Here is a 24,380-nt window from a genome sequence, read left to right as displayed (position 1 = left end):
TTCACCATGGCAACCACCGGCCAGTGGCTCGCCGGCGCGCGCCCCCGCACCCTGCCCAACGCCGTCGTGCCCGTCATGGTCGGCACCGGCGTGGCCATCGGAGAGCACGGCTTCGTCTGGTGGCGGGCGCTCCTCGCACTGCTCGTCGCACTGCTGCTGCAGATCGGCGTCAACTACGCCAACGACTACAGCGACGGCATCCGCGGCACCGACGACCAGCGCGTGGGCCCGATGCGCCTGGTCGGCTCGCGGGCGGCCACGCCACGCCAGGTGCTGACCGCCGCGCTCGGCTGCTTCGCCGCCGCGGCCGTGCTCGGACTGGTCCTGGTGGTGGTCACCCGTGGCTGGTGGATCCTGCTGGTGGGCGCCGCCGCGATCGCCGCCGCTTGGTTCTACACCGGCGGCAGCAGCCCTTACGGCTACCGCGCCCTGGGCGAGGCGTCGGTCTTCGTGTTCTTCGGCGTCGTGCCCGTGGTCGGCACCGCGTACGTCCAGACCGAGCAGTTGTCCTGGACCGCGCTGGTGGCGTCGATCCCGGTAGGGCTGCTGTCGTGCTCGATGCTGGTGGTCAACAACCTGCGCGACGTGAGCACCGACCGTCCGGCCGGCAAGCGAACCCTGGCCGTGGTGCTGGGCGCCCCACGCACCCGCACCCTCTACGCGGCCTGCCTGATCGCGCCGTTCGCGATCGCCCTGGGGATGATCCCGGTCGCGCCGCTCGCCGCGCTCGCGGTGCTGGCGGCGCCGCTGGCCGTCTCTCCCGTCCGGGCCGTGCTACGCGGCGCCGAGGGACCCGTCCTGATCGGCGCGCTCCAGCAGACCGGCCGGCTCCAGATGGCGTACGGCCTGCTCTTGGCGATCGGCCTGGCCGTCACCTTGTAGTGCCACCGGTCTCCCGGTCCGGACGGTCGGCGCCGGGATCCGGCCCCGCGCGGCGCGGCTGATCGCCCTTTCTTCGTACGGCATCCCGAACCGCGGACGACTTCGCCGGCGAGCCGCCTCGGCCACGGCGAGAACCTCCGGAGTCCGGAACGTCCAGCCGACGTTTTCGGCCAGGCCGAGAAGTGGGCCAAATGCAGCGCAACGCGTTCGGAATCACGCCGATCCCCTCACTTCATGAACGCTGGTGTCCAAGCCGGACGTCGTCCACTCGATAATCGGGGGATAAATTCGACGCCCGGAGAAGTCCTATTGACGAAAAGGCTCGCAATAAACATGATGAGCCGCGGAGGGTTATCAGAACCCGTAGGACGATCGGAGTGGGCATGGACCTCAGCGGGAAGATCGCCGTCGTGACCGGTGCAGGTCAGGGCATCGGCGAGGGCAGCGCGCTGCGGCTCGCCGAAGCGGGCGCCGCGGTGGTGTGCGTCGACATCGACCGCACGACGCTCGACGAGACCGTCAAGACCATCCAGGGGAATTCAGGCAGCGCGGTGGGTGTCGTCGCCGATGTCTCCACCCGGGAGGGCAACCGGGAAATGGTCGCCCGCGCCTGCGCCGAATACGGGCGCATCGACATCTTCCATGCGAATGCCGGAGTCACCATTCTCGGCCGTATCGATGATTTCGCGGACGAAACCTGGGACCGCCTCCACGACCTCAACCTGAAAGGCGTTTATCTGGGCATAAAAGAGATGCTCCCGATCATGCGCGCCCATGGAGGCGGCGCCGTGATAATCACCGCCTCCGTTCTCGGCCTGGTGGGCGACCCCGATCTGCCGGCCTACGGAGCCACCAAGGGCGGCCTGCGGGCGATGTGCCGGTCGCTCGCTGTGGCCTACGGCCCGGAGAACATCCGGTTCAACACCGTGTGCCCCGGCGATGTGGAGACCCCTGGGCTGAAGGACTACTTCGACTTCCAGCCCGACCCGGAGGGCGCCCGCCGCGAGATCACGGCCCGCTATCCGATGCGCCGCTTCGCCAGCCCGCGTGACGTCGGCAACGCCGTCGCCTTTCTCGCCTCCGACGACGCCGCCTACATCACCGGCACCGACATCCTGGTCGACGGCGGGATCCTCGCCAAGGTCTACTGACGGCTGATCACTTTCAGCCGCGTCATCCTGCCCCGCTCCACGAGAAGCCCCTCGACGGACACGGCGCCGTCGTGCCGGGCGGGGGGCTCGAGACTGAGCAGCGGGCTGCCCGTCACCGAGAACATCGCGGCGGCCCGCCCCGACCCGGTGGGGACGAGATCCGAACCGAGGAGCCGCGAGTGCGGCCCCAGCCCGACATCCGCGAGCTGCTCGACCTCCTCGTCCTCGAAGTCGAAGAGCGGTGCCAGGGTGACGGACTTCGCGCGCAGCCCGCTGAGAGACGCGGGCCGGAACACGAACGTGAACTGCGGCGCGATCAGGTCAAGAATCAGGCAGGCGAACGCCAGCTCGGGGAATCCGAAGACCCCGATCATGGTGTCCGTCCGCGGCTCCACCAGGCCCGCCCTGGCGAGCACGTACGGCGGCTCGATGATCACCGGATCGGGCACGACGACCTCGCCGACGCCGCCGTCCACGAGCCGGCTGATCAGCGTCTGGTGGAAGGCCCCCGTGTCCTGTGAGTGCGTGACGACGCGGAGATCGCCGAGCCGGTGCACCCCGCACTCGGCGCCGATGGCCTCGACCATGTCGAGCGCGTGCTCTTCGGGCGGGGTGCCGATGTCAAGCCGGCCCGCGATCGAGACGGGCGCCAGCACGGCGTACGCCTGAAGATCGGGTACGCCCCGCAGGCCCTTGCCGAGGCCGCCGAGCGAAAGGGCGCCCGGCAGGCCGAGAGCAGTCAGAGTGGTGCCGTCGACGTAGTCGAAGATGCCGCTCCACGTCCGTGAGGGGTCTCGCGCGTGCCCCAGCTCCTGCCCCAGAAAGGCACCCGGCATCTGCTCGCCCGGCCCCTCTCCCGCCACGATGACCAGGCGGTCGGCGAATCTTCGCAGGATCGACTCGGCGGCCGCGGTCGCGTCTCCGTCGATGCGGCGCTTACGGACTTGGACCTCCTCGGCCTCCGGCCCGGCCGCGAGCCAGCCGGCCCGGGCCGCCGCGGCCATCCCCGCCACGAGGATGCCGTGCGGGTCTGAGCCGTGAGCCGGCGACTGCTGATCGTCCATGGACGACACGGCGTGGACTTCGGTCACCGACGCGTCGAAAGCCTGGATGCGCCGGGTCCATGACTCGCTGAACCGAGGCACCGAGTGAATCACGTTTTCCGCGACAGTCATTTCGCCACCTGACGGGATAGGGGCCCCGATAACATCACCGGCGACCTCGCCAAATCTTCAGGATCGTCGCGATGATGATAACGGCGAGCACTGTGGCGAGGCCGATCTTCCACCAGTTTCTTTGGGTGATCCAGACGTCGATTTGTTCCACCAACTCGGGGAGTCCGCCGATCGCCAGACCCGCCGCCAAGGCTGCGAGAAGGGTGTTGGAATTGGCCTGAACCACCTGGTCACGAGCGCGGCTCAGCTCCGAGGCGAGCTGGATCACCCGATCCATTTCCTTGACGGCCCGCCCTGCGGCCTCACCCGACTTACGCAAGTCGCAAATTTCCTCATCAAACACACGATTTCGTAGCTCGCGCATGAAGTGACGGAAGTGCTGAAGCTCGACCAACATCGCCGAATGCCGCAACTGCGATTTACTGATATGAATGTTGCGATCGGCGGTGATAGTCCGTTCCTCGATGAGATTCTCCATGAGAGCCCGATAGTGTTTCTCCAGGCTGTCCGACACCGCCAGTCTCAGGTTCGCGATGGTCCACACGAATATGGACGACGAGTCGTATCCGTAGTAGCGCATCCTGTACTCAGAGCGGCTCCGCAGGTCGATCGGCAGATGCGAGATCTCCAGGCAGCAGCTCGGATTGACGAAGACCATGTGATCGCCCAGGACCGTGTAACCCATGGCCACGTCGTTGAACACCTGGTCCCGACTGCGCCTGCGCCACAGTCCGTCATAGGTGACGTGGTCCGTCGCGTGAGCCATCAGCGTGGAGATCTCCCAGCAGAAGCGCCGTGACTCGCTGATGCCGTCGAAGGGGAGCGCCTCCCTGCGCGAGCCGTCGAGATCCCAGATCTGCATGGCCGGCAGCGTGTTCATCGGCCGGCACTCGACGATGTCGTCGGGCGTGAGGATCGACAGGTCACAGAGCGCCGCGACCGCCGCCCTCGCCACCTTCTGGCAGACCGCCTGGCTGGTGATCAGCTTGACCAGTTCCAGGAGCTCGTCCAGGTTCAACGGGTGGCTGAGCCTCAGGCTGCCCAGCGCGTCGGTGCGGTTCGCCGTGGCGAACACCCAGGGAATGACGAGCAGCGCGTACTCGTCGTCGGTCCACACGATCGACTGCTGGAGGTCGTCCGCTTGGGCGTGGGCGACGAAGGCTATTTCGGTGGGCAGTTTGCCGGCGGAGACCAGCTCCGAATAGTGCAGGTTGTGATGGTCTGCGAGCTTGGCCAGGTACGAGTTCGCCCCCTCGTCCTGGTTGATCTTTCCCTCGCTGACCGCGTCCGTGAGCACGTCCCGCTTCAGGTGCAGGGACGTGTAGGTGATGAGACTGAGACCGCTGACCATGAGCTCAGCGCTCGCCGGTGGCTGCGGAACGTCTTCAGAACTGTGGAAGATGACCGTCTTATGGCGAGTCTGGCTCATCCGTGTCGCGCCTCCATCCCACTGACGACCTCCGCGGCCACGTCATCCAGCAACGCGCTGGGAAAGCCGGCCCCGGTGGGAAGACAGATCACGCGCTGGGCGAGATCCGCGGAACGGCGCGGCGTGGGCATACCCCAGAGCCGGCTCTGCGACTCGAAATACGGCCTGGCCTCGAACCCGGACTCCGCCAGGTGAGCGATCAGCGCGTCCCGGTCCTGCCGGGCCGCGCCGTCGGGAAGGAGGAACGGCGCGTGGATCCGGGACGAGCCCCCCTCCCCCGGCTGTCCGGTGAGGTGGCAATCTCGCAGCCGCTCTTCGTAGGCGGCGTAGATGGAGCGCAGCTTGACGACGACGGCCGGCAGATCCGGCCAGGACAGCACCAGATAGGCGGCGTTCAGCTCGGGCAGCCTCCTGGGATGCATCAGCAGTCCGGGATGCCCGCCCTGATCGCGGACGATCGCTCGTGGCGCGCACAGCGCGCCTCCGGTGCCCGCGGCGTGGATCGGCTTGGTGAAACTGAAGCTGACCGCCACGAAATCCGCCAGGGAAGCGGCGTTCGCCCCCATCTCTGGAGTTCCCAGGCTCTCGCAGGCGTCGAGCACGAAGGGGACCCGTCCCGCGGCACACAGCCGGGCGATCCCCGCCCGGTCACAGGGAGTGCCGTAGTTGTCCACGCCGATGACGGCGGCTAGGGGCAGGCGGTCGAAGGCGTCCGCGAGTTCGGCGACGTCCATGTTGAGCGTGATGGGATCCACGTCGATCCATCGCGGCAGGGCGCCGACCTGTAAGATCGCCGCCCCGACGGCGTGGTAGGCGAGGTCGGGCGCCGCGACGTACGCACCTGGGCGCACCCCCGCCATCGTGAGCGCCATGACCAGCGCGTCCGTGCCTGATCGGGTCGGGACGACCTCCCATGTCTCCGAAAGCCTGAGCTCCGCGGCCACCAGCTCCGACACCCGCGTGGACCAGCCGGTCGCCGTGCGATAGGCGCCGGTGCGGATGATGTTCTCCATGGCGGTGAAGTACTCCGCTTGCAGCTCCTGATCCAAGCGGTATGGGCTCACGATCGGGAGCTTGAAATCCGTTCTGCCCGTGTAGACCATATGCATTCATTTCTGGAGGCGATTCAGGAATGATTTCCAGACGGATCACACCCGGCCGCCCAATACAGACGGCTGTTCAGCCGCCCGGCGCGCTGGTGTCCGATAACGGTGGCGAGGCGGTCGAACCTGGTGCTCGCCAGATCCTCCTCGGAAAGGCCGATCGACTGATAGAAGTCAACCAGCTCGGATATGCCGTTCGGCACTCTCTTTCGCCATATCAGTCCGGGAATAGCCTGTCTGATCTTGGCGTCGTCGATCCGGTAGGACCGGGCATCATGCTGCGCCTCCTTGGTCGCCTTGAGCTCCGCCCCCGGCACGCCCGCGACGACGAGCTCGGCGATCTCCCTTATCCGGTGACAGTCTTCGGACGGGCCGACGTTGAAGACCTGGTTGTGCACGATCTCCCGGGAAGCCTCCAGGACCGCCCGTACGGCGGCGCAGAGATCTTCCACATGGACGAAGGGCCGCCACGCGAGACCGTCGTCACGAAGGCGAACCTCCTTTCTCGTGACCGCTAGCGCGGTCTGGTAATTGACGACCAGATCAAGGCGGAAACTCGGCGAGGGACCGTACGCGGTCGCGTTGCGCAGGAAGGTGGGAGAGAAGTCGCCGTCGGCGAGCCGGGCGATGTCCTGTTCGGCCAGGTGTTTCGCCTCGGCGTACGGGGTCAGCGGGCGCACCGGATCCGACTCGGTCAACGGGTGCCGGCTGTTGAGCCCGTAGATGCTGCAGCTGGACGAGAAGACGAATCGCGAGACCCCCGCCTGCCGGGCGAGCCGTGCGGTGCGCACCGCGGCCAGGTGATTCACCTCGAAAGTGACGGAAGGATTGAGACCGCCCAGCGGGTCATTGCAGAGCGCGGCCAGATCCACGACCGCGTCGACGTCACGCAGATCCGACACCTCGAACCGGCGGACATCACCCGGCCTGACGCGCGCACCGGATTTCTCGTCGGCCACGAGCGCGTCCCGGAAGAATTGCGTGTCCACTCCTGCCACGTCATGACCGGACAGTTCGAGCGACCTGACAAGAACAGCGCCGACATAGCCCGCGGAACCGGTGACGAGCACGCGCATGGACTTCTCCTATCGCAGCCCGGCTGATCAGAACTATAGGTGCGAGATCAGGAGAGTCAAGGTCTTAAAGCAGCCGTGCCAGCATTTCGGTGCGTCCTGAAAGTTCTTGCCGCAGGCCCCGAGAGCGGAAAGATCAAGCTTCCCGGCAACCATCCGCAATATTACAAATCACACTTTCTACATGATTTGGTCGATACGAAATGATATGCACGTATTCTTGTGCGGTTCGTGCATTCTCTTGATCGCATAAGCCGGTCGATTCGGAATCCCCAGGCCACGAGGCACGGACGCACGACGCCCACACCGGCGAGGTCGCACTCCCTTCGTCAGCGGGCCGGGAGCACCCGCGGCGATCAAGGCTGTCCGCGCATCACCACTCGTGGCGCGACCTCGATGCCCAGCTCACGTTCGTGCTCGACCAGGGCCCGAAGCTCCGGGCCCCACCCGGCCTCGGGCAGCACGGTGAAGCCGTGACGTTCGTACCAGGGGGCGTTCCACGGCACGTCCCGGAAGGTGGTCAGCGTCACCGCCGGCGCGCCGGCGGCCAGCGCGTGCTCCCGCGCCGCCGCGATCAGCCTCCCGCCGATGCCCTGCCGCATGCACGAGGGATGCACGGCCAGCTGTTCCAGATGGAGGTTGCCGTCGACCCAGCCCACCAGCGCGAACCCGGCGGGCGGCTCCCCCTCGACCAGTACCGAACCGGGATCGTCCACCTCCTCGATCTGGGTCGTTCCCGGCGGGAACTCGATGCCCACCTGCTGGAAAAGCCCGTCGGCGGCCAGCTCGATGGAGATCAGACCGGACAGTTCGCTGGATTCAGCCCATCGCACCATGGCGACACGGTCTCATCTCCGGGCGGATCCGGTCGCTGTATTAATGTGAAGATCGTGGCTCGGCTGTGCGGAGCCGAGACCCCCTCCCCACTTCGTGCCCACCGCCTGTGACCGGCAGTGGGCACGTCGTGGGTTTCAGAGGTCGAGCAGGGGCTCCAGGCCGATGGTGAGGCCGGGCAGCTCGCGCACCCGCCGGATGCCGAGCAGCACACCGGGCGTGAACGCCGCGCGGCTCATCGTGTCGTGCCTGATCGTGAGGGTCTCGCCGTCGCCGCCGAGCAGCACCTCCTGGTGCGCGATCAGGCCCGACAGGCGTACGGCGTGCACGTGGACCCCGTCGACGTCGGCGCCGCGCGCTCCGTCGAGCTCGGTGCTGGTGGCGTCGGGCATGGCGCCCAGCCCGGCCTTGGCCCGCGCCTCGGCGACCAGCTCCGCGGTGCGTCGGGCGGTGCCGGAAGGGGCGTCGGCCTTGTTGGGGTGATGCAGCTCGATGATCTCGACCGACTCGAAGTGCCTGGCCGCCTGCTGCGCGAAGTGCATCATGAGCACGGCGGCGATGCCGAAGTTGGGGGCGATCAGGGCGCTCGTGCCGGGCGAGGCGGCCAGCCAGCCGCGCACGGTGTCGAGCCGCTCGGCGTCGAACCCGGTGGTGCCGACCACCGGCCGGATGCCGTGCTCGATGGCCCACCGCAGGTTGTCCATGACCACGTCGGGATGGGTGAAGTCGACCACCACCTCGGCCCCTTCGAGGCCCTCGATGGCGTCGTCCTTGTCGAGCGCGGCCACCAACTCCATGTCGGGAGCCGCCTCGACCGCCTTGCACACCTCGACGCCCACACGGCCGCGGGCACCGAGCACGCCTACCTTGATCACAGGGTCAACCCTATACGGCCGCCTCACGCGGGCCCACCCGAGGGCCCGCGTGAAGGCGTACGTCAGGAGATGGCGTCGGAGAAGTCCCTGTCTCCGTAGGGGCCGATCACGGCGAGCGTGAGCGGCCGGCTCAGGATGTCTCCGGCCACCTCGGCGAGCTCGTCGGGGGTGACGCCCTCGATGCGGCCCAGCACCTCGTCGATGGACATCAGCTCGTCGTAGACCAGCTCGTTCTTGCCGATCCGCGACATGCGCGAGCCGGTGTCCTCGAGGCCGAGGACGAGCCCACCGCGCATCTGGCCCTTGCCGCGCATGATCTCGTCGGCGGTCAGCCCGTCGCTCACCACCCTGGCCACCTCGTCACGGCAGATCTTGAGCACATCGCCGATCTTCGACGGCAGACAGCCGACGTAGATGCCGAACTGCCCGGTGTCGGCGTAGGCCGAGGTGTAGCTGTAGGCGGAGTAGGCCAGGCCGCGCTTCTCGCGGATCTCCTGGAAGAGCCTGGACGACATGCCGCCGCCGAGCGCCGCGTTGAGCACGCCGAGCGCGAAGCGGCGGTCGTCGGTGCGGGCCAGGCCGGTCGTGCCGAGCACCAGGTTGGCCTGCTCGGTCGGCCGGTCGAGCACCATGGCCCGGGACCGGGTCTCGGCGCCCGGACCGCTCGTGCGAGGCGGATCGAACTCCGGGGGCCCGTCAAGCGCGCCCGCCCGCTCGTAGGCGCGGGTGACGAGCTCGACGACCTCCTCGTGGCGGATGTTGCCCGCCACCGAGACGACCGTGCGGCGTGGCTCGTAGTGACGCCGGTAGTATTCGGCGATCCGGTCGCGGTCGAGAGTGTTGATCGACTCGACCGTGCCCAGGATGGGCCGCCCGATCGGCGAGTCGCCGTAGAGGGCCGCCGCGAACTGCTCGTGCACCACGTCGGACGGGTCGTCGTCGTGCATGGCGATCTCTTCGAGGATCACCCCGCGCTCGGACTCGACGTCGTCGGGGGTCACCAGCGAGCTGGTCACCACGTCGGCGAGGACGTCGACCGCGACCGGCAGGTCCTCGTCGAGCACCCGCGCGTAGTAGCAGGTGTATTCCTTGGCGGTGAACGCGTTGATCTCGCCGCCGATGCCCTCGATGGACGCCGAGATCTCCATGGCGTCACGCGTGGGCGTGCCTTTGAACAGCAGATGTTCGAGGAAATGGGTGGCCCCCGTGTGCTCGGGGGCCTCGTCACGCGAGCCGATGCCGACCCACATGCCGACCGCGACGCTTCGCACGGTCGGCATGGTCTCGGTCACCACGCGCAGCCCACCGGGGAGGACGGTGCGCCTGACCACCCCGGCCCCATCACGGCCGGGGTGCAACGTCACGGTGATCACGGGACCTCCTTCGTCGGCCCCGTGACCAAGATGCTGCGTCTAATGGTTCCCTCGCTACGCTCGATCACGAGACCTCCTTCGGCCCCGTGACCACCATGCCACCTCGAATGGCTCCCTTGGTGAGCTCGGTCACGAGTTGCGGTCGTCGCCGTCGTTACGGGGAGCGCGGACGCGGGTGCGGGTGCGGCGGGGCCGCTCGTCGCGGGGCTTGTCGTCGGCCTGCGCGGCCTCGCCCTCGTCGGCACCGGCCTCGCCCTTGGCCTCCTTCTCGGCGGCCTCCTTCTCGATGACCTCGACCGGCACCAGCGAGAGCTTGCCCCGCTGGTCGATCTCGGCGATCTCGACCTGGATCTTCTCGCCGACGCTCATCACGTCCTCGACGTTCTCGATGCGCTTGCCGCCGTGCAGCTTGCGGATCTGCGAGACGTGCAGCAGGCCGTCCTTGCCGGGCATCAGCGAGACGAACGCGCCGAACGCCGCGATCTTGACGACCGTACCCAGGTAGCGCTCACCGACCTCCGGCATGTGCGGGTTGGCGATGCCGTTGATCGCGGACCGCGCGGCCTCGGCCGACGGGCCGTCGGTGGCGCCGATGTAGATCGTGCCGTCGTCCTCGATGGTGATCTCGGCGCCCGTGTCGTCCTGGATCTGGTTGATCATCTTGCCCTTCGGGCCGATGACCTCGCCGATCTTGTCGACGGGGACCTTGATCGTGATGATCCGCGGCGCGGTCGGGTTCATCTCCGCCGGAGAGTCGATCGCCTCCTGCATCACGTCGAGGATCGCCAGGCGGGCGCCCTTGGCCTGCTTCAGCGCGCTCGCCAGCACCGAGGCGGGAATGCCGTCGAGCTTGGTGTCGAGCTGGAGCGCGGTGATGACGTCCTTGGTGCCGGCGACCTTGAAGTCCATGTCGCCCATGGCGTCCTCGGCGCCGAGGATGTCGGTCAGCGTGACGAAGTTGTCGCCGTCGCCGATCAGGCCCATCGCGATGCCCGCGACCATCGCCCGCAGCGGCACACCCGCGTCGAGCAGCGCCATCGTGGACGCGCAGACCGAGCCCATCGAGGTCGAGCCGTTGGAGCTCAGGGCCTCGGAGACCTGCCGGATCGCGTAGGGGAACTCCTCACGCGCGGGCAGGACCGGGATCAGTGCCCGCTCCGCCAGTGCGCCGTGGCCGATCTCGCGGCGCTTGGGCGAGCCCACCCGGCCGGTCTCACCGGTGGAGTAGGGCGGGAAGTTGTAGTTGTGCATGTAGCGCTTGGTGCGCTCGGGGTTGAGCGTGTCGACGTTCTGCTCCATGCGCAGCATGTTGAGCGTGGTGATGCCCATGATCTGGGTCTCGCCGCGCTCGAACAGGGCCGAGCCGTGCACCCGCGGGACCACCTGGACCTCGGCGGACAGCGCGCGGATGTCCTTGGTGCCGCGGCCGTCGATGCGCAGGCCCTCCTTGATGACCCGCTCACGCATGAGATTCTTCATCACCGAGCGGAACGCGGCGGAGATCTCCTTCTCGCGGCCCTCGAACTGGGGCAGCAGCTTCTCCGCGGCCAGCGCCTTGACCTTGTCGAGCTCGGCCTCGCGCTCCTGCTTGACGCCGATGGTCAGCGCCGCGGCCAGCTCGGTCTTCACCGCGGCCTCGACCGCGTTGTAGACGTCGTCCTGGTAGTCGAGGAACACGGGGTATTCGGCCGTCTCCTTGGCCGCCACCTGCGCGATGCGGGCCTGCGCCTCGCACAGCACCTTGATGAACGGCTTGGCGGCCTCAAGGCCCTGCGCGACGGTCTCCTCGGTGGGCGCGACGGCGCCGTCGGCGACCAGCTTGAGCGTGTCCTTGGTGGACTCGGCCTCGACCATCATGATCGCGACGTCGCCGTCACCGAGCACCCGCCCGGCCACGACCATGTCGAACGTGGCGCGGGCCAGCTCGGTGTGGGTCGGGAAGGCCACCCACTGGCCGTCGATCAGCGCGACGCGTACGCCGCCGATCGGACCGGAGAACGGCAGCCCGGCCAGCTGGGTCGACAGCGACGCGGCGTTGATCGCGACCACGTCGTAGAGGTGGTCGGGGTTGAGCGCCATCACGGTGGCGACGACCTGCACCTCGTTGCGCAGGCCCTTGACGAACGACGGGCGCAGCGGCCGGTCGATCAGCCGGCAGGTGAGGATGGCGTCCTCGGAGGGACGGCCCTCACGCCGGAAGAACGAGCCGGGGATGCGGCCCGCGGCGTACATGCGCTCCTCGACGTCCACCGTCAGCGGGAAGAAGTCGAGGTTTTCCTTGGGCGACTTGGACGCGGTCGTCGCGGACAGCACCATCGTGTCGCTGTCGAGGTAGGCGACGGCGGAACCCGCCGCCTGACGGGCCAGACGGCCGGTCTCGAATCGGATCGTTCGCGTGCCGAAAGTGCCGTTGTCTATGACGGCTTCGGCGATGTGGACACCCTCCACGGGGGACCTCCTTGGTCGGTCGGTCTCCCGCGCCCTTCTTCTCACCGGCACCCTCGTTAGGTGCAGCGCCGGTCTTCGATCGAAGCGCCCGGTCCTGATGACCGGAAGCCACTACCGAGGACCGGCCCGCATGCGTCGCGGGTCGCATGGTGCTTGTGCGGACGCGGGGGCTGTAAGTGTCTCGGATCTTCAGTTGTACGCCAGGCGCGCGGTGGCATGCCTCCCGACGCGCCGGGCTGATAGCCGAAGGGAGCGACGCGGGCGCCGCTCCCTCTCATGCTATCGGCGCAGGCCGAGCCGCTCGATGAGCGAACGGTAACGCGCGATGTCGACCTTCTGCAGGTACTTCAGCAGGCGGCGCCGGCGCCCGACGAGCAGGAGCAGACCACGACGGCTGTGGTGGTCGTGCTTGTGCGTCTTCAGGTGCTCGGTGAGCTCGCTGATGCGCTTGCTGAGGAGCGCGATCTGCACCTCGGGCGACCCGGTGTCGCCGTCGGCCGTCGCATACTCGGCGATGATGGACTTCTTGGCAGCGGTGTCGAGGGACACGGCTCTCCTTCGCATATACGGACACGCGCGGATGAACGTGGATTGCGAACGACCGTGCGTGCCTACAGTCGCCGCAGCGAAGCCCTTCGGGCAGCGCCTTAGGCCGCCGTCACAGAGCCGACATGCAAGGTTACCACTCCGAGTCGGGTGCTCGCGTATCGTCACCCGCCGCGGACTCGGCCGTCAGGCGGCGGGTCTCGGCGACGTCGGCGTGGATCTGGGTGACCAGCGCCTCGATGGAGTCGAACCTGGTGTTGCCGCGCAGCCTCGCGGCGAAGTCGACCGCCACGTGCACGCCGTACAGCTCCAGGTCGTCGCGGTCGAGCGCGTACGCCTCGACGGTGCGCGGCACCCCCTCGAACGTGGGGTTGGTGCCGACCGAGATGGCCGCGGGCCAGCGCTCGCCCTCGTAGAGGGTGGGCAGATTGGCGACCGGGACGCATTCGAGCCACCCCGCGTAGACCCCGTCGGCGGGGATGGCGGTGTGGGGAGGCGTCTCGACGTTGGCGGTGGGAAAGCCGAGCTGACGGCCGCGCTGGTAGCCGCGCACCACCACGCCCTCCACCCGATGCGGACGGCCCAGCCCGGCGGCGGCGCCCTCGACGTCGCCCGCCGCGAGCCGCTCACGGATCCGGCTACTGGAGATCTCGTCGAACAACGGGACGGTCTCGACGGTGAAGTCGTACTTGTCGCCCAGCGCGCGCAGAGTCTCGACGTCGCCGGCCGCCTGGTGGCCGAACGTGAACCCCTCCCCCACCACGACGGCGGCCGCGCGCAGGCGGTCGGCCAGCACGGTCCGCACGAACTCGCCGGGGCTCATCCGCGACAGCTCCAGCGTGAACTCCAGCACGCAGACGTCGTCCACCCCCAGCCCGGCCAGCAGCTCGGCGCGGCGTCCGGGCGTGCTGAGCCGGGACGGATGCATGCCGGGCCGCACCACCTCGTCGGGATGCGGCTCGAACGTGACGGCCACGCCGCGCAGGCCCTTATCACGGGCGATGCCGACGGCCCGCTCGACCACCCGCCGGTGCCCCCGGTGGACCCCGTCGAACATGCCGATCGCGACGACGGCCCTCTCCGAATCCCGCACTCCCGGCCCCATTCGCTCGTGGCAGATCAATCCCCACCAGCCTGCCATGCTGGTCGGTCTTCGTTCCATTGAAGCGCTCCCCACGGCTAGAGCGGGGGGATTTCAGCCAGCCCGGACGCCGGTGTTGCGGTGGTCTGCGCTGCTGTTGCTTGGCGGTTGACCTTCCGGCCCACGCGGTTGCGTGGTTTGCGCGCCCCAGCCCGCACACCCGGTCTGGGCTGTGCGAACTCCGCCCTCCCGGCGGTGAGTACGTTCTTGGCGGCGTTCACGTCGGCGTGCTCGGTGTGGCCACACGAGGTGCACCGGAAGACCGCTTGGCTCTCGCGGGACTTGCGATCCACCACCGTGCACACGTTACACGTCTGACTCGTGTACGCCGGGTTGACAGTGATCACACAGGTGCCCGTATACCGGGCCTTGCTACGAGTCGCCAGCTCGATCCGATACCAGCCCTTGTCCAAGATGGACCGGTTCAGCCCGGCCTTGGCAGCCGCCCCGTTCGGCAAGAACGCGCCCGGCCGCTCAGGGTCTGGCCTGGGTTCGACGCCGGCGGTCATGTTCCTGGTCTTGAGCGCCTCGAACACGATCAACTGAAAACTCGTGGCCAGAGTATGGGCGGTCTTGGCGGCGAAGTCCTCCCGGCGCCTGCGTACCGTCCGCACCATGCCGGCGACCCGCGCGGCGGCTTTCTTGCGCCGGGCCGATCCCTTCGTGGTCCGGGCGAAGTCCCGCTGAAGCTTCTTGGCATGCTCGACTTCCCGATCACGAGCGAACTGCCGGTGGTGGAAGCGGCCGTCCGAGCGGGTCACGACCTTGACCACGCCCCGGTCGATCCCCACGGCGCTGCCGGGGTCGGCGTGGCGCTCAGGCGGGGTGACTCCGTTTTCGACGAGAAAACTGATGTACCAGTGCTCGCCGTCCCGGCTGACGGTGGCGTTCTTGGCATTCCCGCCGAGCGGGCGGGTGATCCGGAAGCGGACCCAGCCGAGTTTCGGCAGCTTTACCCGCGCCCAGCGCCGGTTGAGCCGCTCGATTGTGATCTTCCCGCCCTCGGGGAACCGGAAGCTCGGCGGGTTGCCGACCTTCGACTTCCAGCGGACTTTCCACATGCCGTGCTCGGCACACGCCTGATCCAGGTCGATCAACGCCTGCTGGAGACAGTGACCGGGCACCTCGGCCAGCCAGGGGAAGTCATCTTTCGCCTCAGCCACCTGGCGGGCCTGCTCGTGGTGGCCGATCCACCCACCGCGCCGGCGGTAGATCCGGCGCTGTTCCAGCGCGGTGTTCCACACCGACCGGCACGCCCCGCCGATGCGTTCGGCGAACTCACCCTGTCCGGGGCTGAAGTCCAGGCGGTACCTACGTCCGGTGAGCATCGGCGATCACCGACTCTTCTGGCTCTCGACGTAACGCTCGACCACGTCCAGAGGCGCACCACCCACGGTCGCCACGAAGTAGGAGTGCGTCCACAAGGTCGGCAGCTTCGACCTCAGCTCCGGAAATTCCTCGCGGAGCAGGCGAGAAGTACGGGCTTTGATGGCCTTGACCAGCTTGTGGATCCCGAACCGGGGATCCACCTCGACCAGCAGGTGAACGTGGTCGAGCATGACGTCGAGCTCCACCAGCCACGCCCCCTTCTCCTCGATCACCTCACGGATCAACTGCTCAAGCCGTTCTCCGACCCGACCACCCAGAACCCGCCGCCGGAACTTGGGGCACCACACCACATGGAAGGCGCACTGGAAGGCGATGTCGCCGTTCCTCCGGAGCGTCACGGTCATACCGATCAACATACAGAAAGACGCTATCTACCGCTCAAACATTCGACCACCACCAAGAAGAACCCTCAACAGACCAGAACACGCCCAGGCCCGGCGCCCCTCCCCGCAGGCTTACTCCCACGGCCAAAGCCCAGGGGTCCGCGCCCGGCGTCTCCAATCGAGGGCGGTACGATCGGTCGCACCATGCCTCGATACGCCCTTCTGATCCTGCCTGCCTTCAACCGGGTCTACGGCGCCAGCGCCGTCCGGCTCACCCGTGCCGAGCTGACCGTCTTCGGCGGCGCGCTGGAAGGCGAGCTGTCGGGCATCGAGGAGACCACCCTCGGCGGCGTACCTTATGTCACCTTTGAGGGATCCTTGACCTCGCACGACCTCGACCTGCTGGCCAACCTGTCGTCGGTCTACGCGATCTTCGGCATGGAGGGCGACCTGCTGCGGCCGCTCACGATGCGGCCGCTCGACCGGCTCAGCAGCGACCTGATCACGATCCAGAAATACGCCGGCAAGACCAACGAGCACTTCACCAAGCTGCTGCTCAACGTCACCGTGCTGGCCTCCGGTTTCCCCCTCGACGGCAAACTCGCGGTCTTCGACCCGATGTGCGGCCGCGGCACCACGCTCAACCAGGCCCTCATGTACGGATACGACGCCTACGGTGTCGACGTCGACGGCAAGGACTTCGAGGCCTACTCCGGCTTCCTCAAGACCTGGCTGAAGAACAAACGTCTCAAGCACACCGCCGAGACCGTGCCCGTACGCCGCGAGCGGGCGCTGGCCGGGCGGCGGCTCAACATCTCCTTCGGGCTGACGAAGGAGGCGTTCAAGGCGGGCGACGTGCAGCACGTCTCGGTGGTCAACGCCGACACCCTGCGCGGGCGGGAGTTCTTCAAGCCACGCTCGTTCGACGTGATCGTCACCGACGCGCCCTATGGCGTACAGCATGGCAGTAAGGGCGGCGGCGGGCTCTCACGCAGCCCGCTCGAGCTGATCCGGCAGGCCGTGCCGGTCTGGGCTGAGCTGTTGCGGCCCGGCGGCGCGCTAGGCATCTCGTGGAACACCTACGGCGGCAGCCGCGACGACCTCGCCGAGATCCTCACGACAGCCGGGCTCGACGTGGCCGGCCATCCCGACTTCGAGCACTGGGTGGACCAGGCGATCGTCCGCGACATCCTGGTGGCCCGCAAGCGGTGACCCGTCAGGTCACGAAGACCGCGAGCGGCTTGGCCAGCCGGCCCTGCTCCTCGACCAGCGCGAGCAGCTCCCCGTCCGGGCCGAACACGCCGATCGGCTCCTTGCCGAGCCCGGCGGCCGGCAGCCGGCCACCGTGCCGGACGATCACCGCCTCCTCGACCGTCACGTCCCGCCGCGCGAACGCCGCCGCGACGGCCTCGCCGATGGGCAGGATCGCGCAGTCGGCGGCCAGCTCGTCGAGGGTGCGGGCCAGGGACAGGTCGTAGGGGCCGACCCGGGTGCGACGCAGCGCCGTCAGGTGGCCGCCGACGCCCAGCCCGGCGCCCAGATCGCGGGCCAGCGACCGGATGTAGGTGCCGCTGGAGCAGGTGACGACCGCGTCGACGTCGACCACGTCGCCGTCCGTCCTGATGTCGAGCACCTCGAAGGCGCGCACGGTGACCGGACGGGCGGCCAGCTCGACGTTCTCACCGGCGCGGGCCCGCTTGTAGGCCCGCTCGCCGTTGACCTTGATCGCACTGACCTGCGGCGGGATCTGCATGATCGCGCCGGTGAGCGCGGCGACGCCCTTGTGGATCTCCGCCGGCGTCACGCGCGCCGCCGACGCGGTCGCGGTGACCTCTCCCTCGGCGTCGTCGGTGTTGGTGGTCACGCCGAGCCGCATCGTGGCGGAGTAGACCTTCTCCGTCAGCGCCAGGTGGCCGAGCAGGCGGGTCGCCTTCTCCACACCGATCACCAGGACGCCCGTGGCCATCGGGTCGAGCGTGCCCGCGTGGCCCACCCGCCGGGTGCCCGCGAGGCGCCGGACGCGGGCCACCACGTCGTGGGAGGTCCAGCCGGCCGGCTTGTCAACGATGATCAGACCGCTCTCGGCCATCAGACCTTCCCCAGCAGACGGCGGAACGCGCCGATGGTGTCGTCGACGCTCTGGTGCGAGGTGAACCCGGCCGCGTTGCGGTGGCCGCCGCCGCCCATCGCCGCGCAGAGCGCGCCCACATCGGCCGTGCCCTTGGACCGGGTCGACACCTGCCAGGCGCCCTCGTCGTCCTCTTTCAGCACCACGGCCACCTCGGCGTCATCGGTGCGCCGCACGATGTCGATGATGCCTTCGATTTCGGAATAAGGCAGGCCATAGGCCGCCCGGTCGACTCGCGTGACGTAGGTCCAGACCAGCCCGTCACACAGCTCCACCCGGTCGAGCGCGGCGGCGAGCACCTTGAGATAGCCGAACGGCGAGCGGTCCCACAGCTCGCGAGCGATCTCGTCGGTGCGCAGCCCGGTGGCGACCAGCCGGGCGGCCATCTCGTGGGCCGCGGGCGTCGTCGAGGAGTGCCTGAACGATCCGGTGTCGGTCACCAGCCCCGTGTAGAGACAGGTGGCGATGTCACGGTCAAGGGTGCCACCGAGCCGGTAGATGAGCTGCTCGGCGAGCATGGCCGTCGCCGCGGCGCCGGGATCGACGAGGCCGACCGTGCCGAACCCGGTGTTGGACAGATGGTGGTCGACCACGATGACCTCGCGGGCGGCGGCGACGCTCGGCCCGAGCAGGCCCAGCCGCTCGGCCGACGGGGAGTCGAACGTCATCATCAGCTCGGGCGCTGCCGGATAGTCCTCGGGCGGAGCCAGCATGTCCTGGCCTGGAAGGAAACGCAGCAGGCGCGGCACCGCGAAGTGCCGGTCGCCGAAGGACCCGACCACCCGCTTGCCCATCGACCGCAGCGCGAAGCCGGTGGCCAGCATCGAACCGAGCGCGTCACCGTCAGGTGCCACGTGACAGGCCAGCGCGATCTCGTCGGCTCCCGCGATCAGGTCGAGCGCCCGCTCCCAGGTGGCCTCGGAGATCGGTGACACCGCGGGCCCCATGCGAGGCGGGCGCTCGATGCGGTCACGCACGTCCGGCGTCACGGTGCCGAGTGTCCCGCCTGGTCGGTCGCGTCCTCGTCGTGCTTCCTGCCGAGGTCGGCCTCATCCTCGTCAGGCTTCCTGTCGAAGTCGGCCTCATCCTCGTCAGGCTTCTTGTAGGGGTCGGGCTCGCCGGCGTAGGCGGCGCCCTCCGCCTTGCGGGCCACCTCTGCGTCCCGCGCCCTGGCCACGCTGATCAGGTCGTGGAGCTGACGAGCGCTGTCAGGCAGCGGGTCGTGGGTGAAGGTCAGTGTCGGAGTGAAACGCACGCCGGTCTGCCTGCCCACCTCGGACCGGATGATGCCCTTGGCGCTTTCGAGAGCGGCGGCGCTGTCGGCGCGCTCGGCATCGGAGCCGAACACCGTGTAGAACACCGTGGCCTCACGCAGGTCGGCGGTGATGCGGGTGTCGGTGACGGTCACGAACCCCAGGCGAGGGTCCTTGATCCGGCGCTCCAGCATCTCGGCGACGATCTGCTGGATGCGATCGGCAAGCTTGCGCGCTCGTGCTGCATCCACCATGTTCGCTCCCCCTCACGCACGACCGTGGGTCGTGCCGTCGTTCAGTCATCGTCGTTGTAGAGCCGCTGCCTGGCGGACAGCAACTCGATCTCAGGATGGAACGCCACCACCCGCTCGCAGGCGTCCAGCACCTCCTTGCAGTTACCCGCTGAGGCGGAGACCACCGCGATGCCGACCTCCGCTCTGCGATGCAGGTCGAGGTGGCCGGTTTCGGCTACGGCGACGGCGGGAAAGCGCCGGTGCAATTCGGCGACCAGAGGCCGCACGACCGAGCGCTTCTGCTTCAGCGAGTGCACGTCGCCGAGCAGGATGTCCAGGGTTAGCGCACCCACATACATCGTTGGCAACCACCGCTTGTACTGGTGTGTGAAGCGCACGCCGAGCCTGCTGCGGTGGGGACCAGGCTCGGACGTACGAGAGGCACCCGGCGGATGGCCCGCCGGGCGCCCGGCCGCGCGGTTACGCGCGCGGCTTCTCCCGCATCTCGAACGTCTCGATCACGTCGTCGATCCGGAGATCGTTGTAGCCGAGCCCGATGCCGCACTCGAAGCCCTCGCGGACCTCGGTCGCGTCCTCCTTGAAGCGCCGCAGCGACGAGAGCGTCAGGTTGTCGGCGACGACGACGCCGTCGCGGATCACCCGGGCCTTGCTGTTGCGGACGATCACACCGGAGCGGACCAGCGAACCGGCGACGTTGCCGATCTTCGGCACCTTGAAGACCTCGCGGACCTCCGCCGTGCCCATCTGGACTTCTTCGAACTCGGGCTTGAGCATGCCCTTGAGGGCTGCCTCGATCTCCTCGATCGCCTGGTAGATGACCGAGTAGTAGCGGATGTCGACGCCCTCGCGCTCGGCCAGGTCGCGCGCCCGAGGCTCGGGGCGGACGTTGAAGCCGATGATGACCGCGTTGTCGTCGGCGACCGCCAGGTTGACGTCGTACTCGGTGATGGCGCCGACGGCGCGGTGCAGCACCCGAAGGTTGACCTCGTCGCCAACGTCGATCTTGAGCAGAGCGTCTTCCAGGGCCTCCACCGAACCGGAGACGTCACCCTTGATGATGAGCTTGAGCTCGTCGACGCGACCCTTCTCGAGGTCGCTGAACAGCTCCTCAAGGGTGCGGCGACGGCTCGACTTCGCCATGTCGGCGCTGCGCTTGCGCGCCGCGCGCTGCTGGGCGATCTGCCGGGCCATCCGGTCGTCGGTGACGACGATGAAGTTGTCACCGGCGCCGGGCACGGCCGTCAGGCCCATCACCTGGACGGGACGGGACGGCGTGGCCTCGTCGACCGGCTCGCCGTTGTCGTCGAGCATCGCCCGGACGCGGCCGAAAGCCTCGCCACAGACGATGGAGTCGCCGACGTGGAGCGTGCCGCGCTGGACCAGGACGGTCGCGACGGGGCCGCGGCCCTTGTCGAGGTGGGCCTCGATCGCGATGCCCTGGGCGTCCATCGTCGGGTTGGCCCGCAGGTCGAGCTCGGCGTCGGCGGTCAGCACGATGGCCTCAAGGAGGTCCTCGATGCCGGTGCCGTTCTTGGCCGAGATGTCGACGAACAGCGTCGAGCCGCCGTACTCCTCTGCCACCAGGCCGTACTCGGTGAGCTGGGCCCTGACCTTGTTGGGGTCGGCGCCCTCCTTGTCGACCTTGTTGACCGCGACCACGATCGGCACGTCGGCCGCCTGGGCGTGGTTGAGGGCCTCGATCGTCTGCGGCTTCACGCCGTCGTCGGCCGCGACCACCAGCACGGCGATGTCGGTCGCCTTGGCACCACGGGCACGCATGGCGGTGAACGCCTCGTGACCCGGGGTGTCGATGAAGGTGACCTTGCGCTCTTCGCCCTCGTGCTCGGTGGCGACCTGGTAGGCGCCGATGTGCTGGGTGATGCCACCCGCCTCGCGCGCCGCCACGTTGGTCTTGCGGATGGCGTCGAGCAGCTTGGTCTTACCGTGGTCGACGTGACCCATGACGGTCACGACCGGCGGCCTCGCGGCCAGGTCGGCCTCGTCGCCCTCGTCCTCGCCGAACTCGATGTCGAAGGCCTCGAGAAGCTCGCGGTCCTCCTCCTCCGGGCTGACCACCTGGATGTTGTAGTCGAGCTCGGATCCGAGCAGCTGCAGCGTCTCCTCGTTGACCGACTGGGTGGCGGTCACCATCTCGCCGAGGTGCAGCATGATCTGCACCAGCGCGGCGGGGTTGGCGCCGATCCGGTCGGCGAAGTCGGCCAGCGACGCACCACGCGGAAGGCGGATCGTCGCGCCGTTGCCACGGGCGACCTGCACACCGCCGATCGCCGGAGCCGACATGTTGTCGAACTCCTGGCGCCTCTGACGCTTGGACTTGCGGCCACGCGCGGGACGACCGCCGGGACGCCCGAAGGCACCCGCGGTGCCACCGCCACGACCACGGCCACCGCCACCGGGACGGCCGGCGAAACCGCCGCCACCGGGACCACCGGTGCTCGTGCCGGGACGACCCGCACCGCCACCGGGACGGCCGGCGAAACCGCCGCCACCACCGGGACGACCGCCGCCGCCACCCGGACGGCCACCGCCGCCACCACCGCCGGGACGGCCACCGCCGCCACCGCCGCCAGGACGGCCACCGCCGCCACCACCGCCGGGGCCGGAAGGCCGGCCCTGCGGCATCATCATCGGGTTGGGACGCGGACCACCGGGACGAGGACCACCCGCACCGGGACCGGGACGCGGACCCGCCGCGCCGGGCGGACCAGGACGCGGGCCGGCCGTGCCCGGCCTGCCCTCGCCGCCACCACGACCCTGCGGCGGGCGCGGGATGGCGCCGTCACGCGGCGGGCCGTCGCGACGCTCGCGCTGGCCGGGGCCACCGCCATCGCGGCCGGCGCCGGGACGCGGCGGACGGGACTGGCCCATGCCGCTGGCGTTGGACGAGAAGGGGTTGTTGCCCGGACGCGGGCCGCGGGGACCCGGCTTGGGACCGGGACCCGGACGCGGGCCACCACCGGTGGACGCCCCGGGACGCGCGCCGCCGGAGGCACCGCCACCGGACGCGCCGGGACGGGCCGCGGGGCCGGGCTTGGGACCAGGGCGAGCCGCGGGGGTTGGACGCGGGCCGGGCGCGGGACGCGCGCCACCATCGGCACGCGGAGCGCTCTCGGGACGCGCGCCGCTGTCGAAACGGGCCTGCGGAGCCCCGGACGTGTCGCCACGAGCGGCCTCGGGCTGCTGCGCCGGAGGCTGCTGCTGAGGCATGGGGACCGGCGGGCGAGGCGTGCTGCTCGTCGCCGGGCCGGGACGCGGACCGGGCTTGGGACCCGGACGCGGAACTGTGGGGGTCGACGCCTCAGCGGCGCCGTTGGTGGCCTGGCTGACCGCCGGCCGTGGTGCAGCCTTCGGCGGCTGCGGTTTGGACGACGAACCGCCGCCCCTTGAGGACCCACCCTTGGATGCGCCCAGTGCTTCGGTGAGCCTGCGGACCACCGGCGCTTCGATGGTGGAGGACGCCGAACGGACGAACTCTCCCATCTCCTGGAGCTTGGCCATGACGACCTTGCTCTCTACGCCGAACTCCTTAGCGAGCTCGTATACCCGGACCTTCGCCACTGCACTCCCTTACTGGCCCGGGAGGCTGGCTGTGCCGTCCGGACCGTCGCTACCTTGACGTCTTCATCGCCGCGTGCTCATCAGGCGCTCATAGCAATCTGACTCCGCCCATCAACTCGGCGTCCTACATGACATTTCGTATTTCTCCTCTTCCAGGTGCGCCCGCACGCGCGAGACGTCAAGCGGCCCCGGCACGCGGAATGCGCGCGGAAACGCCCGGCGACGCTCGGCAAGCTCCAGACAACTCATGGTCGGATGCAGCGATGCACCTCGGCCAGGAAGCTGTCCTCGCAGGTCAGGGACCACATGATCCTCGACCAGCACCAGGCGGAGCAGCTCGGACTTTGCCGTGCGGCCCCTGCAGCCCACACAGGTGCGCTGTGGAGCCGCGTGGCCACCATATTCCAGCTTACCGTGTTGACGCATCTACGGAACCGGCGGCGTCCTCGGCCTGGATGTCAGGGCGGATGTCAATCCGCCATCCGGTGAGCCTGGCCGCGAGCCGGGCATTCTGCCCTTCCTTGCCGATGGCCAGCGAGAGCTGGTAGTCGGGCACGGTCACCCTCGCCACACGTCCCTCGAGGTCGAGGACCTCAACGTGGGAAACACGCGCGGGAGACAGGGCATTCCCGACGAACTCGCCCGGATCCTCGGACCAGTCGATGATGTCGATCTTCTCGCCGTGCAGCTCGGTCATCACGTTGCGCACCCGGGAGCCCATCGGGCCGATGCAGGCGCCCTTGGCGTTGACGCCCTGCTTGCGAGACCTCACCGCGATCTTGGTACGGTGACCTGCCTCGCGGGCCACCGCGGCGATCTCCACGGTGCCGTCGGCGATCTCGGGCACCTCGAGCGCGAACAGCTTCTTCACCAGGCCGGGGTGAGTGCGCGACAGCGTGACCGAGGGGCCCTTGTGCCCCTTCTTGACCTGCACGACGTAGGCGCGGATGCGCTCGCCGTGCACGTAGTCCTCGCCGGGCACCTGCTCGTTGTGCGGCAGCACGGCCTCGATCTTGCCGAGGTCGACCAGCACCACGCGCGGATCCTTGCCCTGCTGGATCACGCCGGAGACCAGCTCGCCCTCGCGGCTGGCGAACTCGCCGAAGTTGATCTCGTCTTCGGCGTCGCGCAGCTGCTGCAGGATCACCTGCTTGGCGGTGGTCGCCGCGATCCGGCTGAAATTGTTGGGTGTGTCGTCGTACTCCCGGATGATCTCGCCATCGTCGTCGAGCTCGGCCGCCAAGATCGTCACGTGCCCGCTGCCTCTGTCGAGCTCGGCCCGCGCCTTGGGCGCGGCTCCCTCGGTGCGGAAGTAGGCGATCAGCAGTGCGTCCTCGATCGCCTTGACGACCAGGTCGAAGGAGATGTCCTTCTCCCGCTCCAGGCTGCGCAGGACGCTCATGTCGATGTCCACGAGGCTCCCC

22 protein-coding genes are annotated in these 24,380 nt (G+C 68.7%); 3 read left to right on the top strand and 19 right to left on the bottom strand.

Annotated features, from left to right (window positions below):
• The first annotated feature begins 6 nt into the window (after window positions 1-6).
• Complete coding sequence (locus tag AB0I38_RS05960; protein ID WP_358462631.1) at window positions 7-882, top strand: 1,4-dihydroxy-2-naphthoate polyprenyltransferase; 876 nt, start codon at window positions 7-9, stop codon at window positions 880-882.
• A 383-nt stretch (window positions 883-1,265) separates the two neighbouring features.
• The gene (locus AB0I38_RS05955; RefSeq protein WP_358463237.1) at window positions 1,266-2,033 is read left to right on the top strand and encodes an SDR family NAD(P)-dependent oxidoreductase; all 768 of its coding nucleotides are present in this window, start codon (window positions 1,266-1,268) and stop codon (window positions 2,031-2,033) included.
• Here the strand turns inward: AB0I38_RS05955 and AB0I38_RS05950 are convergent.
• The 12 genes from AB0I38_RS05950 to tnpA all read right to left on the bottom strand — a co-directional run bounded on the left by AB0I38_RS05950 (window position 2,027) and on the right by tnpA (window position 15,763).
• On the bottom strand, window positions 2,027-3,208 hold the full coding sequence (locus tag AB0I38_RS05950) for a fructose-bisphosphatase class II (protein WP_358462628.1): 1,182 nt from the start codon (window positions 3,206-3,208) through the stop codon (window positions 2,027-2,029). The two genes, AB0I38_RS05955 and AB0I38_RS05950, sit on opposite strands and share 7 nt — an antisense overlap.
• A gap of 34 nt (window positions 3,209-3,242) precedes the next feature.
• A complete protein-coding gene (locus tag AB0I38_RS05945) occupies window positions 3,243-4,637 on the bottom strand; it encodes a hypothetical protein (protein ID WP_358462625.1) in 1,395 nt (464 codons plus the stop codon).
• A complete protein-coding gene (locus AB0I38_RS05940; RefSeq protein ID WP_358462622.1) occupies window positions 4,634-5,701 on the bottom strand; it encodes a DegT/DnrJ/EryC1/StrS family aminotransferase in 1,068 nt (355 codons plus the stop codon). Before AB0I38_RS05940 ends, AB0I38_RS05945 begins: the two co-directional genes overlap by 4 nt.
• A gap of 62 nt (window positions 5,702-5,763) precedes the next feature.
• Window positions 5,764-6,816, bottom strand: a complete 1,053-nt coding sequence (locus AB0I38_RS05935) for an NAD-dependent epimerase/dehydratase family protein (RefSeq protein WP_358462619.1) — start codon at window positions 6,814-6,816, stop codon at window positions 5,764-5,766.
• 353 nt (window positions 6,817-7,169) lie between these two features.
• On the bottom strand, window positions 7,170-7,649 hold the full coding sequence (locus AB0I38_RS05930) for a GNAT family N-acetyltransferase (RefSeq protein WP_358462616.1): 480 nt from the start codon (window positions 7,647-7,649) through the stop codon (window positions 7,170-7,172).
• 135 nt (window positions 7,650-7,784) lie between these two features.
• Window positions 7,785-8,522: a 4-hydroxy-tetrahydrodipicolinate reductase gene (dapB, locus tag AB0I38_RS05925; RefSeq protein ID WP_358462613.1), complete on the bottom strand. Its 738-nt coding sequence runs from the start codon at window positions 8,520-8,522 to the stop codon at window positions 7,785-7,787.
• Window positions 8,523-8,584: 62 nt separating this feature from the next.
• Entirely contained in the window at window positions 8,585-9,892 is a 1,308-nt protein-coding gene (locus tag AB0I38_RS05920) for a M16 family metallopeptidase (RefSeq protein ID WP_358463235.1), read from the bottom strand.
• A gap of 132 nt (window positions 9,893-10,024) precedes the next feature.
• Window positions 10,025-12,343: a polyribonucleotide nucleotidyltransferase gene (locus AB0I38_RS05915; protein ID WP_358462610.1), complete on the bottom strand. Its 2,319-nt coding sequence runs from the start codon at window positions 12,341-12,343 to the stop codon at window positions 10,025-10,027.
• Between the two features lie 279 nt (window positions 12,344-12,622).
• Entirely contained in the window at window positions 12,623-12,892 is a 270-nt protein-coding gene (gene rpsO / locus AB0I38_RS05910) for a 30S ribosomal protein S15 (protein WP_189127169.1), read from the bottom strand.
• A 130-nt stretch (window positions 12,893-13,022) separates the two neighbouring features.
• Window positions 13,023-13,994, bottom strand: coding sequence for a bifunctional riboflavin kinase/FAD synthetase (locus AB0I38_RS05905; RefSeq protein WP_358463232.1), 972 nt, complete (start codon window positions 13,992-13,994; stop codon window positions 13,023-13,025).
• A 74-nt stretch (window positions 13,995-14,068) separates the two neighbouring features.
• The gene (locus AB0I38_RS05900) at window positions 14,069-15,358 is read right to left on the bottom strand and encodes an RNA-guided endonuclease InsQ/TnpB family protein (RefSeq protein ID WP_358462607.1); all 1,290 of its coding nucleotides are present in this window, start codon (window positions 15,356-15,358) and stop codon (window positions 14,069-14,071) included.
• A gap of 6 nt (window positions 15,359-15,364) precedes the next feature.
• A complete protein-coding gene (gene tnpA / locus AB0I38_RS05895) occupies window positions 15,365-15,763 on the bottom strand; it encodes an IS200/IS605 family transposase (RefSeq protein ID WP_358462604.1) in 399 nt (132 codons plus the stop codon).
• A gap of 183 nt (window positions 15,764-15,946) precedes the next feature.
• On the opposite strand from tnpA, the gene AB0I38_RS05890 reads away from it, so the two are divergent.
• Window positions 15,947-16,954: a TRM11 family SAM-dependent methyltransferase gene (locus AB0I38_RS05890; protein ID WP_358462602.1), complete on the top strand. Its 1,008-nt coding sequence runs from the start codon at window positions 15,947-15,949 to the stop codon at window positions 16,952-16,954.
• 4 nt (window positions 16,955-16,958) lie between these two features.
• Here the strand turns inward: AB0I38_RS05890 and truB are convergent, their stop codons facing one another.
• The 7 genes from truB to nusA form a co-directional block, all read right to left on the bottom strand.
• Window positions 16,959-17,831, bottom strand: a complete 873-nt coding sequence (truB, locus tag AB0I38_RS05885) for a tRNA pseudouridine(55) synthase TruB (RefSeq protein ID WP_358462599.1) — start codon at window positions 17,829-17,831, stop codon at window positions 16,959-16,961.
• Complete coding sequence (locus AB0I38_RS05880) at window positions 17,831-18,859, bottom strand: DHH family phosphoesterase (RefSeq protein ID WP_358462596.1); 1,029 nt, start codon at window positions 18,857-18,859, stop codon at window positions 17,831-17,833. The genes truB and AB0I38_RS05880 overlap by 1 nt, the downstream gene beginning before the upstream one ends.
• Window positions 18,856-19,377: a 30S ribosome-binding factor RbfA gene (gene rbfA / locus AB0I38_RS05875; protein ID WP_358462593.1), complete on the bottom strand. Its 522-nt coding sequence runs from the start codon at window positions 19,375-19,377 to the stop codon at window positions 18,856-18,858. The genes AB0I38_RS05880 and rbfA overlap by 4 nt, the downstream gene beginning before the upstream one ends.
• 41 nt (window positions 19,378-19,418) lie before the next feature.
• Entirely contained in the window at window positions 19,419-19,715 is a 297-nt protein-coding gene (locus AB0I38_RS05870; RefSeq protein ID WP_189127202.1) for a DUF503 domain-containing protein, read from the bottom strand.
• Window positions 19,716-19,836: 121 nt separating this feature from the next.
• Window positions 19,837-22,956: a translation initiation factor IF-2 gene (gene infB, locus AB0I38_RS05865; RefSeq protein WP_358462590.1), complete on the bottom strand. Its 3,120-nt coding sequence runs from the start codon at window positions 22,954-22,956 to the stop codon at window positions 19,837-19,839.
• Window positions 22,957-23,067: 111 nt separating this feature from the next.
• The gene (locus AB0I38_RS05860) at window positions 23,068-23,382 is read right to left on the bottom strand and encodes a YlxR family protein (protein WP_358462587.1); all 315 of its coding nucleotides are present in this window, start codon (window positions 23,380-23,382) and stop codon (window positions 23,068-23,070) included.
• On the bottom strand, window positions 23,366-24,370 hold the full coding sequence (gene nusA, locus AB0I38_RS05855; protein WP_358462585.1) for a transcription termination factor NusA: 1,005 nt from the start codon (window positions 24,368-24,370) through the stop codon (window positions 23,366-23,368). Before nusA ends, AB0I38_RS05860 begins: the two co-directional genes overlap by 17 nt.
• Window positions 24,371-24,380: the final 10 nt, after the last annotated feature.

This window comes from Nonomuraea cavernae (genome assembly GCF_040655715.1).
In the GTDB taxonomy this organism is placed as follows: domain Bacteria; phylum Actinomycetota; class Actinomycetes; order Streptosporangiales; family Streptosporangiaceae; genus Nonomuraea; species Nonomuraea cavernae_A.
This window is presented reverse-complemented; position numbering and strand designations above follow the sequence as displayed.

Bases quoted from the DNA above. Each gene is read 5' to 3' on its own strand.
- AB0I38_RS05960 (WP_358462631.1), top strand. From the start codon at position 7: ATGGCAACCACCGGCCAGTGGCTCGCCGGCGCGCGCCCCCGCACCCTG.
- AB0I38_RS05955 (WP_358463237.1), top strand. From the start codon at position 1,266: ATGGACCTCAGCGGGAAGATCGCCGTCGTGACCGGTGCAGGTCAGGGC.
- AB0I38_RS05950 (WP_358462628.1), bottom strand. From the start codon at position 3,208: ATGACTGTCGCGGAAAACGTGATTCACTCGGTGCCTCGGTTCAGCGAG.
- AB0I38_RS05945 (WP_358462625.1), bottom strand. From the start codon at position 4,637: ATGAGCCAGACTCGCCATAAGACGGTCATCTTCCACAGTTCTGAAGAC.
- AB0I38_RS05935 (WP_358462619.1), bottom strand. From the start codon at position 6,816: ATGCGCGTGCTCGTCACCGGTTCCGCGGGCTATGTCGGCGCTGTTCTT.
- AB0I38_RS05930 (WP_358462616.1), bottom strand. From the start codon at position 7,649: ATGGTGCGATGGGCTGAATCCAGCGAACTGTCCGGTCTGATCTCCATC.
- AB0I38_RS05905 (WP_358463232.1), bottom strand. From the start codon at position 13,994: ATGGGGCCGGGAGTGCGGGATTCGGAGAGGGCCGTCGTCGCGATCGGC.
- AB0I38_RS05900 (WP_358462607.1), bottom strand. From the start codon at position 15,358: ATGCTCACCGGACGTAGGTACCGCCTGGACTTCAGCCCCGGACAGGGT.
- tnpA (WP_358462604.1), bottom strand. From the start codon at position 15,763: ATGACCGTGACGCTCCGGAGGAACGGCGACATCGCCTTCCAGTGCGCC.
- AB0I38_RS05890 (WP_358462602.1), top strand. From the start codon at position 15,947: ATGCCTCGATACGCCCTTCTGATCCTGCCTGCCTTCAACCGGGTCTAC.
- truB (WP_358462599.1), bottom strand. From the start codon at position 17,831: ATGGCCGAGAGCGGTCTGATCATCGTTGACAAGCCGGCCGGCTGGACC.
- rbfA (WP_358462593.1), bottom strand. From the start codon at position 19,377: ATGGTGGATGCAGCACGAGCGCGCAAGCTTGCCGATCGCATCCAGCAG.
- AB0I38_RS05870 (WP_189127202.1), bottom strand. From the start codon at position 19,715: ATGTATGTGGGTGCGCTAACCCTGGACATCCTGCTCGGCGACGTGCAC.
- AB0I38_RS05860 (WP_358462587.1), bottom strand. From the start codon at position 23,382: ATGCGTCAACACGGTAAGCTGGAATATGGTGGCCACGCGGCTCCACAG.